Source organism: Photobacterium kishitanii, from assembly GCF_000613045.3.
In the GTDB taxonomy this organism is placed as follows: Bacteria; Pseudomonadota; Gammaproteobacteria; order Enterobacterales; family Vibrionaceae; genus Photobacterium; species Photobacterium kishitanii.
In genome coordinates this window covers 3,209,818-3,227,100 of the sequence record NZ_LN794352.1, presented here as the reverse complement: position 1 = coordinate 3,227,100, position 17,283 = coordinate 3,209,818, and the positions used below count along the sequence as shown (strand labels likewise).

General features: G+C 42.3%; 16 protein-coding genes. 12 read left to right on the top strand and 4 right to left on the bottom strand.

Annotated elements, in window-relative coordinates:
- Nucleotides 1–18: 18 nt before the first annotated feature.
- Complete coding sequence (locus PPBDW_RS14930; RefSeq protein ID WP_036788400.1) at nt 19–948, top strand: bifunctional GNAT family N-acetyltransferase/hotdog fold thioesterase; 930 nt, start codon at nt 19–21, stop codon at nt 946–948.
- Here the strand turns inward: PPBDW_RS14930 and PPBDW_RS14925 are convergent.
- The 4 genes from PPBDW_RS14925 to hslR form a co-directional block, all read right to left on the bottom strand.
- Nucleotides 855–2,870, bottom strand: coding sequence for an AsmA family protein (locus PPBDW_RS14925; protein WP_054262083.1), 2,016 nt, complete (start codon nt 2,868–2,870; stop codon nt 855–857). The two genes, PPBDW_RS14930 and PPBDW_RS14925, sit on opposite strands and share 94 nt — an antisense overlap.
- 164 nt (nt 2,871–3,034) lie before the next feature.
- Nucleotides 3,035–4,666, bottom strand: coding sequence for a phosphoenolpyruvate carboxykinase (ATP) (gene pckA, locus PPBDW_RS14920; RefSeq protein ID WP_036788398.1), 1,632 nt, complete (start codon nt 4,664–4,666; stop codon nt 3,035–3,037).
- 332 nt (nt 4,667–4,998) lie between these two features.
- Nucleotides 4,999–5,877, bottom strand: coding sequence for an Hsp33 family molecular chaperone HslO (hslO, locus tag PPBDW_RS14915; RefSeq protein ID WP_036788396.1), 879 nt, complete (start codon nt 5,875–5,877; stop codon nt 4,999–5,001).
- A 152-nt stretch (nt 5,878–6,029) separates the two neighbouring features.
- Nucleotides 6,030–6,440: a ribosome-associated heat shock protein Hsp15 gene (gene hslR / locus PPBDW_RS14910; protein WP_036788393.1), complete on the bottom strand. Its 411-nt coding sequence runs from the start codon at nt 6,438–6,440 to the stop codon at nt 6,030–6,032.
- Nucleotides 6,441–6,724: 284 nt separating this feature from the next.
- Here hslR and gspC point away from each other — a divergent pair, with 284 nt between their 5' ends.
- Genes gspC through PPBDW_RS14855 form a run of 11 tightly spaced genes read left to right on the top strand, consistent with a single transcriptional unit; the run spans nt 6,725 to nt 17,283 of the window.
- Nucleotides 6,725–7,609: a type II secretion system protein GspC gene (gene gspC, locus PPBDW_RS14905; RefSeq protein ID WP_036788391.1), complete on the top strand. Its 885-nt coding sequence runs from the start codon at nt 6,725–6,727 to the stop codon at nt 7,607–7,609.
- A gap of 49 nt (nt 7,610–7,658) precedes the next feature.
- Nucleotides 7,659–9,677, top strand: a complete 2,019-nt coding sequence (gspD, locus tag PPBDW_RS14900) for a type II secretion system secretin GspD (RefSeq protein ID WP_036788389.1) — start codon at nt 7,659–7,661, stop codon at nt 9,675–9,677.
- Nucleotides 9,677–11,179, top strand: coding sequence for a type II secretion system ATPase GspE (gene gspE, locus PPBDW_RS14895; protein WP_036788388.1), 1,503 nt, complete (start codon nt 9,677–9,679; stop codon nt 11,177–11,179). The genes gspD and gspE overlap by 1 nt, the downstream gene beginning before the upstream one ends.
- Nucleotides 11,179–12,405 carry a type II secretion system inner membrane protein GspF gene (gene gspF / locus PPBDW_RS14890; RefSeq protein WP_036788387.1) on the top strand — a complete coding sequence of 409 codons (1,227 nt, stop codon included), beginning with the start codon at nt 11,179–11,181 and terminating at the stop codon, nt 12,403–12,405. Before gspE ends, gspF begins: the two co-directional genes overlap by 1 nt.
- A gap of 22 nt (nt 12,406–12,427) precedes the next feature.
- Complete coding sequence (gene gspG, locus PPBDW_RS14885; RefSeq protein WP_036788385.1) at nt 12,428–12,868, top strand: type II secretion system major pseudopilin GspG; 441 nt, start codon at nt 12,428–12,430, stop codon at nt 12,866–12,868.
- 12 nt (nt 12,869–12,880) lie between these two features.
- A complete protein-coding gene (gene gspH / locus PPBDW_RS14880; protein WP_054262115.1) occupies nt 12,881–13,492 on the top strand; it encodes a type II secretion system minor pseudopilin GspH in 612 nt (203 codons plus the stop codon).
- Nucleotides 13,489–13,848 (top strand): type II secretion system minor pseudopilin GspI, encoded by a 360-nt coding sequence (gspI, locus tag PPBDW_RS14875; RefSeq protein WP_036788383.1) that lies wholly within the window; start codon nt 13,489–13,491, stop codon nt 13,846–13,848. Before gspH ends, gspI begins: the two co-directional genes overlap by 4 nt.
- A complete protein-coding gene (gene gspJ, locus PPBDW_RS14870; protein ID WP_036788381.1) occupies nt 13,835–14,482 on the top strand; it encodes a type II secretion system minor pseudopilin GspJ in 648 nt (215 codons plus the stop codon). The genes gspI and gspJ overlap by 14 nt, the downstream gene beginning before the upstream one ends.
- The gene (gene gspK / locus PPBDW_RS14865; protein ID WP_036788379.1) at nt 14,479–15,513 is read left to right on the top strand and encodes a type II secretion system minor pseudopilin GspK; all 1,035 of its coding nucleotides are present in this window, start codon (nt 14,479–14,481) and stop codon (nt 15,511–15,513) included. The genes gspJ and gspK overlap by 4 nt, the downstream gene beginning before the upstream one ends.
- A complete protein-coding gene (gene gspL / locus PPBDW_RS14860; protein WP_240002697.1) occupies nt 15,482–16,801 on the top strand; it encodes a type II secretion system protein GspL in 1,320 nt (439 codons plus the stop codon). Before gspK ends, gspL begins: the two co-directional genes overlap by 32 nt.
- Nucleotides 16,801–17,283 carry a type II secretion system protein M gene (locus tag PPBDW_RS14855; RefSeq protein WP_036788375.1) on the top strand — a complete coding sequence of 161 codons (483 nt, stop codon included), beginning with the start codon at nt 16,801–16,803 and terminating at the stop codon, nt 17,281–17,283. Before gspL ends, PPBDW_RS14855 begins: the two co-directional genes overlap by 1 nt.

Below are 17,283 nucleotides of genomic sequence, written 5' to 3'. Positions count from 1 at the left end.
TGAGAAGAGAGGGAATGAATGTTTCGATTAGTCACTCCGCAAACTGAATCACAGCTGGCGCGCTATTATCATTTTCGCTGGCAAATGTTGCGTCAACCGTGGCAAATGCCGCTGGGTTCAGAACGTGATGCTTATGATGATGTCAGCGCCCATCGAATGTTAGTGGATAGTCATGATAACGTAGTCGCAATTGGACGCTTATATGTTACGCCGGATAACGAAGGTCAAGTGCGTTATATGGCCGTTGATGCCGCGGTACGTCACCATGGTTTAGGTGGCATGATTTTGATGGCATTGGAATCATTGGCGCGTTATGACGGTGCTAAGCGGTTAGTGTGTAATGCGCGTGAAGCGGCTATTCCATTTTATATTAAAAATGGTTTTGAAAGTCGTGGTGAATTGAGTGATGCACATGGGCCGATGCGTCATCAACAAATGGTTAAGCAATTGCCACCGTTAACTGACGTTGCTCGCCAGCCGCAATGGTGTCAGGAACTACAAACGTTGTGGCAAAACCAAATTCCAATCAGTGACAAAATGGGGATCAAAATTAATCAGTACACTGGCTATCGATTTGAAGTCAGTGCCTTGTTTAATGCTAACCTTAATCCCAATGAGTTTATGTTTGCCGGTAGTATTTTTACTATGGCGACACTTGCTGGTTGGGGCTTTATTTGGTTGCTGCTTAAAGAACGCGGTTTGGAGGGCAATATTATTTTGGTTGATAGCCATATTCGTTATTCAGCCCCTGTTACCGAACGACCAATCGCAGTAACAACCCTTGAGCATCTACGCGGTGATTTTGATCGTATAACTCAAGGGCGCAAAGGACGGGTAACGGTTGATGTTAATGTTCAGTGTGGCAAAGCGGTAGCATCAACGTTTACTGGTACATATTTAGTCTTACCGGTACATGATGAGCCAACGGTCACGGTAGATACACCTTGATCCCACTGTCGAGTTAGATGTTGACAGCCAGCGGCCAATTCAAGTTTAAGTTGTTGTTGTTTGATATCCGTTAAGTTCCAGTGACTGTTAATATTCAGGGTGAGATCTTTAGCGGTGACTTGCAATGGTTGCAATTTGATGGCGCCATCCTGTGCTGTTAATGTTAGCGATGTCGCCGTTAGTGGTAGCTGTGATGCTGTCTCCGTCGGGTTGAAGGCTGAAATATGTGGCTGCTGCCAGTGGCTGAATAATTGCTGCGGGGTAATGTTATTCAGCGCTAATTGACGAAAATCAGCTTGAGCGGTGCCATTTAAGTGGCCATTGAAATCACTCCGATTGCCTGCTTGACCATTGAGCTTTATTTGCGTGTCTATTGCCCCTGTTAGTGACAATGGTAGTGATAGCCACTGGGATAGGATTTGTGCAGGTATTGTGTCGCCGATCATGGTTAATTGCCATGGTCGTTGTGGATCATCAAGTGCAATTCGAGCTCGCGCTTTTAACATTCCATGATTAAACGGCAGAACTAATTTATCCAATTGCCACTGCCCTGCGTTACTGTGCATGGTGGCAATGGCTTGGTTGATAACCACTTGGTTGATACTGCCAAAGCCTAAGTTTGCTTCAACCTGACCTTGCCATAATCCCCACTGATTATTTTGTTTAAGTACTGCGTCTTGAGCGTCAATATCAATCCCTGCGAGTTGAAATGGCACCGTTGATGTAGGTGAAGTGATCTGACTATTATTAATATTGAGTTTTTTGAATATTACATCGGTGTATTTATGCTGCCATTGTTGCCACGTTTGTAGCCAATTTTTGCCTAAAAACCATTTAATACCACTGGCTTTTAAGTCACTAATAAATAATTGCTGTGGATCAATCCAACCGTCCACCCGCACAAAACCCTCCATAATATGGGCTGACATACCATGACTAATAATTTGCTGGGGCATAAATTCTAATTCAGCTAATGGTTGTTCAAAATTAATCTGATGCCATTGTGCATGGCTAGCACTAAACGATAAATGGCTATTTTGTTGTTGCCAATAGTTTTGCGGCCATTGCCAGTTTTCTAACGATAAATTGATACCATCAGCACCCCATTGCGGTAATTCAATACTGCTATTAATGATATCTAACCGTTTAATATTTATGGTTTTGAATGGTACTGTTCGTTGGGTAAATTGCTGTTGCCAATCCGTGAGAAGTTGCTGATCTTGCAAGTGAAATTTATTTAGTGTCAGTTGGTCGATTGTCAAACGACGACTGTCATTATTAAACAGTGCTTGGGCGGTTATCGTCGCCTGCTGCCAATGAGCTGAGATGCCATTTAAGTGCCATTGTTGAGCTTGTTTATTGGCATTGATGAGCAGTTGTTGTAATGCTAATTGATGCCATTTAATGCTCGCGGCACTCATTTGTAAGCTGCCATTAAAACTCTGCCACCATGGGGTGTTATCAGTAGGTGTTTGCCAATTATCCATTTGGATTAAACCATGTTTAATCGCAAATTGTGGCGTATTTATATTGGTGTTATTGAGCACTAATCGTTTGATGGTTAATGGTGGTAACGTGGCTAATAATGGCATATTAGCTGAAGTGATATTATTAATTTTCACGCCATTAAAAACCAGTTTGTCGTTAGTTATACTTTGTTTTGATAGCCATAATTGAATGCTGTCAGCATGAACGAGTACTTGCTCATGCTGCGTAATTTCAGCATGTTCAAAGCGTATTTTGTAAGGAGTACGAATATCGTAATCAATTTTTTTCGCAAAAATTTGATAAGGTGATACCTGCGCGAGGATAAAATTGAAGATATGCTCATTATAACGAGTGTGTAATAACCCAATTAAGGTTGTCAGACTAATCACGACTATTAAGACAAGAGTCAGCACGAATTTGCTAAGTAGCCGCATAAAATTTCCTCGTAAGCAGAAGGTGTTATATCAATATAATGGCTTATTGAGGGTGAGATAAAAATAACTTTTTAGCAAGGGGTTTGATAAGGGCTTTGAGGTCGATAAAAAACAGCCTCTACTTAATAAGAGGCTGCGAGCGGATAATCCAATGAGGAGTAAGATTAACCGAGTTGTGGGCCTGCAGCGACTAGCTGTTGGCCTTCTTGCGTATCAGTGTACTTATCAAAGTTAGTAATAAAGCGATCAGCCAAGTCTTCAGCCTTGCTCTGCCACTGGAGTGGATCGGTATACGTATCACGTGGATCTAGAATCGTCGAATTAACACCTGGTAATGATGTTGGTACTGTTAGATTAAAGATTGGGATTTGTTTGGTATTGGCATTATCAATTGAGCCATCAAGAATCGCATCAATAATTGCGCGAGTGTCTTGAATTGAAATACGCTTACCTGTGCCATTCCAGCCCGTATTAACTAAGTAAGCTTCAGCGCCTGCAGCTTCCATACGTTTAACTAATACTTCTGCATATTGAGTTGGGTGTAGCGTTAGGAACGCGTTACCAAAACATGCTGAGAAAGTGGGTGTTGGCTCAGTAATACCGCGCTCAGTACCGGCTAGTTTAGCGGTAAATCCAGATAGGAAATGGTATTTAGTTTGTTCTGGGGTTAATTTGGATACTGGAGGTAATACTCCAAAAGCATCAGCAGATAAGAAGATCACTTTATTTGCATGACCACCTTTTGATACTGGCTTAACAATGTTTTCGATATGGTAAATAGGGTAAGAAACACGAGTATTTTCAGTTTTTGAGTTATCGTCAAAATTAATGGCCCCGTCATTACGTACTGTCACATTCTCTAGTAGGGCATCACGGCGAATGGCATTGTAGATATCTGGTTCAGCTTCTTTGGATAGATTGATGGTTTTTGCGTAGCAACCACCCTCAAAGTTAAATACGCCATTGTCATCCCAACCGTGCTCATCATCACCGATTAGCGCACGCTTAGGATCGGTTGATAGGGTTGTTTTACCGGTACCAGAAAGGCCAAAGAATACCGCAACATCACCTTCTGTGCCCATGTTGGCAGAACAGTGCATTGAGGCAATACCTTGCAGTGGTAAAAAGTAGTTCATCATCGCGAACATACCTTTCTTCATTTCACCCCCGTACCATGTGCCACCAATCAGTTGCATTTTTTCACTAAGATTGAACACGGTGAAATTTTCAGAGTTCATGCCATGTTGTTGCCACTTAGGGTTGGTGCACTTAGAACCATTCATAATCACAAAATCAGGTTCAAAATTTTTAAGTTCAGCTTCAGTTGGACGAATGAACATATTTTTCACAAAGTGTGCTTGCCACGCCACTTCGGTGATAACGCGGATACAAAGGCGAGTATCAGGGTTGGCACCACAATAACCATCAATAACAAAAAGGCGCTTGTTTGACAGTTGGTTAGTAACTAATTGCTTAAGATCCAACCACGCAGTTTGCGTTAGGGCTTTATTGTCATTTTTACCTTGATCTGACCACCACAACGTATCTTTGGTGGTGTTATCACGCACAATAAATTTATCTTGTGGTGAACGACCGGTAAAAATGCCTGTATCGACAGATACCGCACCTAGTTCAGTAACAATCCCGCGCTCGTAACCTTCAAGTTCTGGTTTTGTTTCTTCATTGAAAAGAACGTCGTAGGATGGGTTACGAATAACATCTGTAACATTGGTAATACCGTATTGGGATAAATCCATGTTGTTTGCAACCTTATTATCAACACAAGAAGTGATCATTGGTGCTCCTAGGGTAAGATGTTGTTTAACTGCCAATCATGCTAACAACCCTAAATCGCTAAATCAGGGACGGTCATCAAAAAAGCAACCATCTCAGTGTTAATTTTAGGTAAAAACATCGAAACTGCTAGGTGAATTATTTTGCGAAAATGTTAAAATTATTTTGTTGTGATAGTGGTCAATATTTATACGGTGCGGTTGCAAAAAAAGCACAATTTAAGTTGAAATATAAATCAATATACGCTGTGGCGATGATGGTTAATAAAAATCCAGCCGAAAAAAAGCCGGCATGGTTAGCCGGCTTTTAAGCGAGTATTGTCAACGATAGCGAATTAGTGAATTTGGTCGTTATCTGTCGAATTAGCACTATTATCACGTAGTGCTGCTACATCAATACTATCGAAATCATAACTAGTGCCACAGTAATCACAATGCAGCGATACTTTGCCATCTTCAGCAATGATTTGATCAATTTCTTCTGGCTGTACAGTCATAATGGCAGCAGCACTGCGATCACGTGAACAACCACACTCAAAGCTAACTGCTTGAGGATCAAATAGTTGAACTTGCTCTTGGTGGTAAAGGCGATATAGCACATCTTGTGCTTCTAGCGTAAATAGCTCTTCATCTTTTACGGTTTCAGTTAATGCTTCTAAATGCTCAAAGTCGCCTTCAGTACCGGTACCATCCGGCATGATTTGTAATAGCATACCAGCAGCTTTTACTTGGCCGTCAATTTCACCAGTACGTAACCAAATACGCGTTTTTAGTTGCTCTGAATTTTTAAAGTAACTTTCAAGACACTCAACCAGACTGTCGCCATCAAGACCAACCATACCTTGGTAACGCTCACCTTTAGTTGGAGTGATTGTGATCACCATATGACCTTTACCCATAAGATCATGAATAGTGCCGTCTTTAATGTCGCCTTTCCAACGTGCTACGCCGCGTAACTGTTGATTATGATCGCCATTGATAACAGCGAGGCTTACGGGACCATCGCCTTGTACTTGTACGGTAATTGAACCTTCAAATTTTAAAGTGGCAGTTAATAAGCTGGTTGCTACCAATAATTCACCTAACAATTTTGCCACTGGTGCTGGGTAATTTTTGTCGGCAATAATTTGTTGGTAAGTTTGACTTAATTGTACCAATTCACCACGAACGGCTGCGCCATCGAAAAGGTAACGGTTTAAACTATCGTTTGTCATGAGTATGTATTCTCCAGCTCTAGAGCCAACCTAATAAAGGGTAAAACGTACAGTAATTACTTTATGGTCAACGCCGCAACCAAGGCGGTTAAACCGTTGCGATAAAGCACTCACAGTCAAGATTATAATTTAATAAGTTGGCACTTAGTTATTTATTCAGATGAGTTAATGTTTTTGAATCGCATAATGTCACGTCGCTGCTTCTTATCCGGTCGTTTTTCTGGACTTGGATTATCATAAGCGTTGAGTTTGCGCATTTTTGCTGTTTGTTCACGGGTTGCAATACTTTGGGCTGTTTCTTGATATAGCAGCTGAGCTTCTGGTGCGCCTCGGCGGCAGTCAGAGATTTGTTCAATGATGATGATTTTCTCATCGTTACCCTGACGTAACTTCACCATAGCGCCAAGCTCAATAATTTTGCTTGGTTTAGAACGCTGGCCATTATACTGCACTTTACCGCCGTCAATCATGGTGCGAGCAATTGAACGTGTTTTGTAAAAGCGGGCAGCCCATAACCATTTATCAAGACGAACCTGTTTAATATTCGAGGTGTTTTGACTCATCACGGTGCCTTTATTTGTTGAAACGATAAATTATCACATTCTACTTATAACAGCAGTAAAGTGATTATTTATTATAAATGGTGATATTAGCCGCGGATTTCAATCACTGAGTAAGAATTTATTACAAAAAATCATTAAATTCTTAGATACTATGGTGTTTTGTTGGGATTATTAAATAGTATTTCGGCGATTAACAGGCGATCATAGTCAGTTCAATTTTGATGTGCGATTGCATTGCATTTATTTGTTTAATGGGACTTGGTATTTTAACAATGGATTTCACTATGTTTGCTTCAAAGTGGTTTGCTGCTGCAGCAACCAAACGTCCGTTATCATTACAATCAGTCACGCGTATTTTAACCTGTCTTTTGGTAGTGATATTTGCTTGGGTTGCAGGCCGTTTAGTGTGGTCTATTGTCGAACCTGCCCCCGCTGTTGCTCGTTGGCAGCCGTTGATTGTTAGCGTTAATACCTCACAACAGCAATTACCTGTAAATGAAATTTTAAGCTTGAATTTGTTTGGGCGTTATCAGGCTAATGCAGCCCCTGTGGCGGTAAAACCCGTTAAACAAGATGCGCCGCAAACTCAGTTACGATTAACATTAGTGGGTGTGGTGGCCAGTTCAACGCCATCTAAAGCACTCGCAGTCGTTACTAATAACGGTAAACAAAATACCTATGGTATTAACGAAGTGATTGATAATACTCGCGCAACCTTAATTGCGGTCTATAACGATCGCGTTATCATTCGTAATAATGGTCGTGATGAAACTTTAATGCTTGAGGGATTAAAGTTTACCAAACCATCAGCGGCGCCAGTCTCATCCCAACGTAATACATCCCCAAGTAACAGCAATGCTGCTGAACTGGCTAAAATCAAACAAGAAATTTTATCTGAGCCTCAAACTTTATTTAGTTATATCCGCTTATCTCAGGTGAAAAAAGATGGCCAAATTGAAGGCTATCGTGTCAATCCAGGTAAAAATAGAATTTTATTTGATCAGGTCGGTCTTAAAGCCAATGATCTTGCAGTGAGTATTAACGGTAATAGTCTTACCGATCCTGCAATTATGGCCAAACTTTGGGGTGAGTTATCTTCAGCCTCTGATTTTACACTGACGGTTGAACGTGATGGTCAGTTACATGATATCCACATTGAGCTGCAATAACCTTTAGTGCTTAGCTTGAAATGAATATGCGATAAAGCAGGAGTTTTTTGTGAAAAAATGGATGGGTAAAAGTGCCCTATTGTTAGCGAGTGGCTTGTTTTGTAGTCAAGCAATGGCTGATGAATTAAGTGCCAACTTTAAAGGTACCGACATTCAAGAGTTCATCAACATTGTTGGTCGCACCTTACATAAAACGATCATTATTGATCCCGCAGTACGTGGGCAAGTCAATGTGCGTAGTTATGATTTATTGAATGAAGAGCAGTATTACCGTTTCTTCCTCAATGTGCTTGATGTCTATGGTTATGCTGTTGTGACCATGGAAGATGGTGTCATGAAAGTTATTCGTGATAAAGACGCTAAAACAGCCGCTATTCCTGTTGTTGGCGCTAACGATAAAAATATTCCTGGTGACGCTGTCGTTACGCGAGTGATTGCGGTTAAGAATGTGTCGGTGCGAGAGTTATCGCCGTTATTACGCCAACTTAATGATAATGCTGGCGCTGGTAACGTCGTTCATTATGATCCCGCCAATATCATTATGATCACTGGTCGTGCGGCAGTGGTAAACCGATTAGCAGAGATTATTGAACGAGTTGACCGTGCGGGTAATAAAGATGTGACTGTGGTGTCACTCAATAACGCTTCAGCATCAGAAATGGTACGTATTATTGATTCACTTAATAAAAGTGCCGAAGCAAAATCAACCCCAAGTTTTCTGATCCCCAAAGCGGTTGCTGATGAGCGCACGAACTCAGTATTGATTTCTGGTGATCCTAAAGTGCGTGAACGGTTAAAGAAACTGATTCATCGTTTGGATAAAGAGATGGCTGTTAGCGGTAATAGCCGCGTGTTTTATCTTAAATATGCTAAAGCTGAAGATTTAGTCGATGTCCTCAAAGGGGTATCTGAAAATGTTCAAGCATCGACCAAAGGTAATTCAAGTCAAGGCCAGAGTTCAAGTAAAGACGATGTGATGATTTCGGCACATGCGCCAACGAACTCATTAATTATTTCAGCGCCTGCTGATGTGATGAAACGTTTAGAGTCGATTATTGCTCAGCTCGATATTCGTCGAGCGCAAGTCCATATTGAAGCGATGATTGTTGAAGTTCAAGAAGGTGAAGGGGTCGACTTTGGGGTTCAGTGGGGCTCTCAAGATGGCGGTGTGATCCAGTTTGGTAATAGTAGTGCCCCAATTGGTGGTTTGTTATCTGCTCAAGAGGCGGGTAAAGAGACGACATCGGTACAGCATGGTACTGACTCAAGCGGTAAACCTTATACCACTGAAACCACCGAAAGTGGTGACTTAGCACCAATGGCGACTTTCTTAGGTGGCGTTAAAGGGGCAGCTGCCGCTATTGCCTTGGGTGATTGGACCGCATTAGTTACTGCCGTACAATCCAACCGTAATGTTAACGTGCTTTCAACGCCGAATATTACCGTGCTTGATAACCAAGAAGCTAACTTGTCTGTTGGTCAAGAAGTGCCAGTTACTACCGGTTCGCAAACGGGTTCAAATAACGATAATCCATTTACTACTGTTGAGCGTAAAGATGTTGGTATTCAACTGAAAGTTACCCCGCAAATTAACGAAGGTGACTCAGTACAGATGAAGATCGAGCAAGTGGTATCACAAGTTGCCGATGCTAACGGTGCCGTTGATATTCGGTTTGATAAGCGTGAGCTGACGACATCAGTATTGGTTAAAGATGGCAATATGATTGCGCTGGGTGGTTTGATGCAAGAGAAGACCCTTGAGTCAGAACAAAAAGTGCCAATCTTAGGTGATATTCCAGTATTGGGGGCGTTATTCCGTTCGACGAATAATCAAACAGAAAAAACCAACCTGATGATTTTCATTCGCCCAACCATTTTACGTGATGGTATGAGTGCCGATGGCATGACGCAGCGTAAATATAACTATATTCGTGCCCAACAGTTGTACCAAGCAGATAAAGGAATGCGCTTGATGGATGCTGAAATGCCTGTTATTCCAAAATATGGTGATGATATGGCGTTGCCAGCAGAAGTACGGGCATTTATATCTCAACTGGAGAAACACTAATGGCTGATGAGTCTTCGGCGCTAGAAACCGCAGTGTTATTTCGATTGCCGTTTTCTTTCGCCAAGCGCCATCATGTTGTGATTGAAGCCAATCAGCAAGGATGGCAGTTGTATTATTGCGGTCAGTTATCCGCAATAGTGTTAGCAGAAGTGCGGCGGGTGATCGGCGAAGGTTTTTATCCGGTTGAATTATCAGAGTCGCAATTTGAGCAAAAGCTTACCGAAGCTTATCAGCGTGATTCATCAGAAGCACGTCAGTTAATGGAAGATTTAGGTTCTGATAGCGATGACTTTTTCTCGTTGGCTGAAGAGTTACCTGAAACCGAAGATTTGCTTGAATCTGAAGATGATGCCCCGATCATTAAATTGATTAATGCGATGCTTGCAGAAGCAATCAAAGAAGGTGCGTCTGATATTCATATCGAAACCTTTGAAAAAGTGCTGTCGATTCGATTTCGAGTCGATGGCATGTTGCGTGAAGTCTTACAACCAAGCCGTAAATTAGCACCGTTGTTAGTCTCGCGTATCAAAGTCATGGCTAAATTGGATATTGCTGAAAAACGGATTCCACAAGATGGCCGTATTTCATTACGTATCGGTGGCCGTGCGGTGGATGTGCGGGTTTCAACTATGCCGTCATCACACGGTGAGCGAGTCGTGCTGCGTCTATTAGATAAAAATGCCACTCGTCTCGACTTACATAGTTTAGGCATGACAGCAGCTAACCATGAATCATTCCGTAAGATCATTGATCGTCCCCATGGGATTATTTTGGTGACGGGGCCGACGGGTTCAGGTAAATCAACCACCTTGTATGCGGGCTTGCAAGAGCTTAATAGTGCCGAGCGTAATATTTTAACCGTAGAAGATCCGATTGAATTTGATATCGATGGTATCGGCCAAACGCAAGTAAATAGCAAGGTTGATATGACTTTTGCGCGTGGTTTGCGAGCTATTTTGCGTCAAGATCCTGATGTGGTCATGATTGGTGAGATTCGTGATTTAGAAACGGCCGCGATTGCTGTGCAAGCGTCGTTAACTGGTCATATGGTGTTATCAACCTTGCACACCAATACTGCAGTTGGCGCCATTACTCGTTTACGTGATATGGGTATTGAACCATTCTTGGTGTCATCATCACTATTAGGTGTATTAGCCCAGCGTTTGGTACGGACTTTGTGCGTTGAGTGTCGCCAACCGTATGAAGCGGATACCGAACAGAAAAAACTGTTTATGTTAACCGCAACCGATAGCCTGACGTTGTATCGTCCTTGTGGCTGTGAAAAATGTAATTTTAAAGGTTACCGTGGTCGTACTGGTATTCATGAATTGTTGCAAGTGGATGAGCATGTACAAGAGTTGATTCATGCCGAGGCGGGTGAGCAAGCGATTGAAAAATATGTGCGTCAAACAACGCCAAGTATTCGTGATGATGGCCTCGCCAAAGTAAGCCAAGGGATCACCACACTTGAAGAAGTGTTGCGAGTGACTAAGGAGAGTTAATGGCAGCATTTGAATATAAAGCCTTAGATGCCAAAGGACGCCAGAAGAAAGGTGTTTTAGAAGGTGATACCTCACGCCAAGTTAGGCAGCAGTTACGAGAACAAGGACTGGTGCCCGTTGAGGTTAATCAAACGTCAGGCCAAGGAAAAAAAACAGCGGCCGCACCGAGTAAGTTAACGTTTCGACGTGGTATTAGTACTAATGAATTAGCGCTTATTACTCGCCAGTTAGCAACCTTAGTACAGGCTTCAATGCCACTGGAAGAGTGTATCAAAGCAGTGGCAGAGCAAAACGAAAAGCCACGTTTAAAAAACATTTTACTCGCGGTGCGTTCCCGGGTAGTTGAAGGCTATACCTTGGCTGACAGTATGGCGGAATATCCGCATGTATTTGATCAGTTGTTTCGAGCGATGGTGGCAGCCGGTGAGAAGTCGGGTCATTTAGATTCTATTTTAAACCGTCTCGCTGACTATAGTGAAAACCGTCAGAAAATGCGTAGCAAGCTTCAACAAGCGATGATTTATCCGCTGATGCTAACGTTGGTGGCGGTATCGGTAGTGGCGTTTTTGTTAGCAACGGTTGTACCCAAAATTGTCGATCAATTCGTGCAGATGAATCAAGGTTTACCAGCGATCACTGAAGTGTTATTAGCCGCCAGTAACTTTGTCCAACATTGGGGGTTGCTGGTGGTGATTGCGATTGTCGCCATGATTACGCTCATTAAAACCGCTCTTAAAAAACCGGCGTTTCGAATGAAATGGGATCGGACTATTTTGCGAGTGCCTGTCATTGGTAAGGTGGCACGAGGGTTGAATACCTCTCGTTTTGCGCGAACATTGTCGATTTGTACCTCGAGTGCGATTCCGTTATTAGATGGTATGAAAGTCGCGTCTGATGTGATGACCAATACCTATGTAAATAAGAAGATTCTCGAAGCAGCAGATAGAGTGCGCGAGGGCGCAAGTTTACGTATTTCTTTGGAAAAAACTGCGCTGTTTCCACCGATGATGTTACATATGATTGCCAGTGGTGAGCGCAGTGGTGAGCTTGAGCAAATGCTTACTCGCGCAGCTGATAACCAAGATCGCGATTTTGAGTCATTGGTGAATATGGCGTTAGGGGTGTTTGAACCGTTATTGATTGTGGCGATGGCGGGGGTAGTAATGTTTATTGTAATTGCAACCTTGATGCCGATTATTGAATTAAACAATATGGTCGGGATGTAGATTTTCTTTTGGAGGGTGAATAATGCAACAAAAGCAACGTGGTTTTACACTGTTAGAAGTAATGGTAGTAATTGTAATTCTTGGGGTCTTGGCAAGTTTAGTGGTGCCAAACCTACTAGGTAACAAAGAAAAAGCTGACCAACAAAAAGCAGTTACAGATATTAGTTCGTTAGAGCAATCATTGGAAATGTACAAGCTTGATAATAGCGTGTTCCCAACCACTGACCAAGGATTAGAAGCATTGGTAACGAAACCTTCTTCTTCACCTGAACCACGTAATTATCGTGATGGTGGCTACATTAAGCGTTTACCAAAAGATCCATGGGGTTATGACTACCAATACGTGTCACCAGGTGAGCATGGTGCGATTGATATCTTTAGTCTAGGTGCTGATGGTCAAGAAGGCGGTGACGGTATTAATACTGATATCGGCAACTGGAATCTGTTGAACTACAAAAAATAAAGCTAAGAAATGATGATGAAACGTAATGCAGGCTTTACCTTAATTGAAATTATGTTGGTGTTAGTGCTACTGGCAACCAGTGCTGTTGCTGTGGTATCGACGTTACCCAATAATAAACGTGATGAGATTAAAGAGCAGGCAGTACGTTTTCATCATTTAGCCCAACTTTTGGGTGAGGATGCAATGTTAAATGGGGTCGATTATGGTATTCGTATCGAACCGCATCAATATTACTTTTTAACTCTCACCCAAGATGGCTGGCAACCGCTCAAAGGGGCTAAGTTTTTCACCAATGTTAAATTGGATGCTGGTATCACGGCCACAGTGGCAATTGGTGGCGTATGGAAAGATAAGGACCGACTTTTTAAATCTGATTCAATATTTAAAAGTGACGACATATTTAAAAAGTCTGATCAGGAAAGTAAGCAATTACCCCCGCAAATTGTAGTGATGGCGAGTGGTGAATACACACCATTTACAGTGAGTTTTGAAATTGATAACCAACATCAATTTTGGCAGGTAGTGGCTGACGAGGTGGGTAATTTAGTGTTATTAGCGCCTGGACAAACATTGGCACAGCAACTAACGGCGCAGGGGTTAGCAACGCAGGATCAGTCGCAATGAAGCGTTCACAAGGATTCACATTATTAGAGGTGCTGGTGGCTTTAGCCATTTTTGCGGTTGCAGCATTAAGTGTTATGCGAGCAGTGAGTCAAAACCTTAATAACTTAGGTTACTTAGAGCAAAAGACGTTAGCATCAATGGTGGCTGATAATGAGTTAGCTCAGCTGCATTTAAGCGGTCAGTATCCAACGTCAGTTAAACGCGGCAAGTCGACTTTAGCAGATCGTGAATGGTATTGGACTGTCACTAGTACCAAAACGCAACAACAACTTTTGCGTCAAATTGAAGTGTCAGTTGCCACTGATCCACAACGAAAACACTCAGTTATTACGGTAAAGACTTATGTCAGCAATTAATCATCGTCGTCAGCAAGGTTTTACGTTATTAGAAGTTCTGGTGGCGATTGCGGTATTTGCGATGTTGAGCCTATCTGCCAACCAGGTATTGAATAATGTCATGCGCAGTGACGCGCAATCAAAAGATCACAATCAACGTTTACAAGCGATACAGCGTACCATGATCATGATGGACAATGATTTTCGACAGATTGTAGCGCGTAAATTTAGAGTGGATGCAGAAAAACCAACCGATAAAATATTGCAGGCGAGTGAGTATTTATTGGATTCAAGCAGTGAGGGGATCACATTCGTACGTGATGGTTGGCAAAACCCGCAAGCAATGTTTCCGCGGGGAGATATTACCCGTGTTGGTTACCGTATTATCGATGATAAATTAGAGCGAATATGGTTTCGTTATCCTGATACCGTTGTTGGCGCTAAGCCGTTAGTGCGAGTGTTGTTAACCGGGGTTACCGATTTAAAATTTGAATTTTATTATGATAAGCAATGGCATAAAAAATGGGATAAACCCAATAGTTTGCCAGCGGGTATCAAAGTTATTATGACCTTGAAAAAACTGGGTGAAATTGAGCGGATTTATTTATTACCCACCTCAGTGTTGAAGACGAATGAACAGGAGTCTGACGCATGATTAAGCAACGTGGGGTGGCATTAATTGTGGTGTTACTGTTAGTGGCTTTAATGAGTTTATTAGCCGTACAAATGACTGAGCGGCTGCAGTTAAATTTTCATCGAGTACAAAACCAAGTTGAACATCAACAAGGCTATTGGTATAGCCTAGGGGTTGAAGCTCTTGCGGCACAGGCACTTAAGCAAAGTCTTAAAGACAGCAAAACCGTTAATTTAACCCAACCATGGGCCGTGGGTGAGCAAAGCTATCCATTAGATGGTGGTGCTGTTATTAGTGGTAATTTAACCGATAAACAAACCTGTTTTAATCTTAATGCCTTTAGAAATGTTAAAGCTAAAACGGACAGTAATCAGAAGCCATTTTTAGTGACTTATTTACAAAATATTCTCACTGAGTCAGGTGTTGATGACTATGAAGCCGAAGTGATTGCTGACTCAAGCTGGGAGTTTGTTGACGATAACACCACGGTGCAATCAGCGTATGGTGCTGAAGACAGTAGTTATGAAAGTTTTCAACCGCCATATGTTACTGCTAATGATTGGCTAGCTGATGGCAGTGAGTTTAGAGCCATTAATGGCGTTTCAGCTAAAATTTATCAACAGCTGAAAGGCTTAATTTGCGCTTTGCCAACAGATGATATGCTGCTTAATGTTAATACCATTACTGAAAAACAAGCAGTGTTGTTGTCGGCATTATTTGCGCCATCGTTATCATTAGAAGATGCGAAAAAAATCATTATTGATCGCGATAAAAATCATACCGTATGGGACTCTGTTGCTGATTTTATGAAGCTTATTCCACAGCCTCCAACAGAAAACCCTGCTTCAGGTGCGGATAAAACTGCAACAGAAATGGAGAAATATTTAACTGTTACCAGCCATTATTTTTCGTTAGACGCTGAAATAAAAGTAGACCGTGCCCGAGTACGAACCGTGGCATTATTTAAACGTGATGATAAGAACAAGGTGACGGTAGTTCGTCGCCAATATGGAGGAATCCGTGAGCGAATTTCTGACGATAAGGCTAAGTAGCCGGCCGGGAATGCCGGTGCAATGGCTGGTCTGGTCGCCACTGCAAAATGAAGTGATTGCATCTGGCCAATTGGCGGATATAAACCAGTTAAGTGAACTAACGGAATATGCCGTAACTCGCCCGGTTTATGGCTTAGTACCAACCAGTGAGATGCTATTAACTCAAGTAGCGATTCCTGCCGGTAGTAGCCGTCAGTTAACGGCGGTATTACCGTATCTGCTTGAAGAAGAGCTGGCTCAAGATGTCGATAGCTTACATGTGCAATTACTTAAACGTGATAATGATATTGCCACGGTAGCTATTATTGAGCACCAGAAAATAGCGTTGTGGTTAGCGGCATTTGCAGACTGCGGTATTGAGCTTAAAAAACTGATTCCAGATTGTTTATGTTTACCATTATTTAGTGATGGTTACAGTGCGGCTGAAATTGATGGGCAGTGGTTGATTCGTCAATCAGAAGCTATGGGTGTCTGTGCCGACGCAAGTTGGTTAGCCGCTTGGGTTACAGCCCAAAAAGCACCAATTGTGATTGATCGTGTGGATGATACCGCTGATGACGATGGTGATGAGATTGAATCAGACGTTGAAGCTGACCGCCTAGCTGAAGAAGTTGAATCGATTGTTGCTGCCACAGAAAGTTTAGCCCAAGTGACGATTCACCATTATACGCCAGCGCCAGTTAATATTCCTGGGCATTGGCAGCCTCAAGCGCCTGAGTTAGTCATGCAATTGTTAGCAATAGGTGCTGCAGAATCAAAGGCAACTTTGTTATCTGGGCCTTATAAGCCACAAGCCGCATGGCGTAAGCATTTACAGCCGTGGCGTAAAGTGGCCATTGCAGCGGCAGTGGTATTAGTTGCTCTTATTGGTGAGCAAGTACTAACTACACAGCGTTTAGAGCAACAAGCGAATGCTTATCGAGCTGAAAGTGAACGTATTTTTCGTCAGGTTCTGCCACAGTTTAAACGTATTCCTTCGCAGAGTTATTTGAAAAATCAAATGAATGCCGCATTGAAAAGTTTAGGTGGTCATGGCGAACAAAATGGCATGCTAATGTGGTTGAGTGAATTAAAACCAGCATTAACACAAGTGCCAACGATTAAGATCGTTAACCTTAAATATGATCAAACGCGGGGTGAATTACGCCTTCAAGCAACGGCGGCGGGATTTCAAGATTTTGAACAGTTACGCAGTGCGTTGAGTGCACAGTTTGAGGTCGATCAAGGTCAATTAACTAAAGCAGATAATTTAGTCAGTGGTGCAGTAGTACTGAGGAGAAAAGCCTAATGGCAGAGCTCAAGGCATGGTGGAAAGCTCTCAGTCAGCGGGAACAACATTTGCTTCTCGGGGCTGGCAGTGCATTGGCTATTGCGATTCTTTATTGGGGAGCATGGCAACCGTTGAATCAACGTGCGGCAGAGGCCCAGAATAAGATTAATCAACAACGCCAACTATTGACGTGGGTTGAACATAAAGCTAATCAAATTTCGGCACTTAAACGTGCAGGGGGAACAGTGAATGTTAGTGATGAAGGGCTTAACCAAGTTATTAACGAAACTACGACCCGTTTCAAAATTGATTTGATTCGCATGCAACCGCGTAATGATGCCTTACAAGTTTGGGTGCAGCCATTACCGTTTGATACGTTGGTGAATTGGTTAGTGTATTTGCAGCAGAGCTACGGTATTAACACCCAGTTTATTGATCTCTCAAAAACCGATAAAAACGGTATGGTTGAAGTTAACCGTTTGCAGTTAGGGCGAGGATAA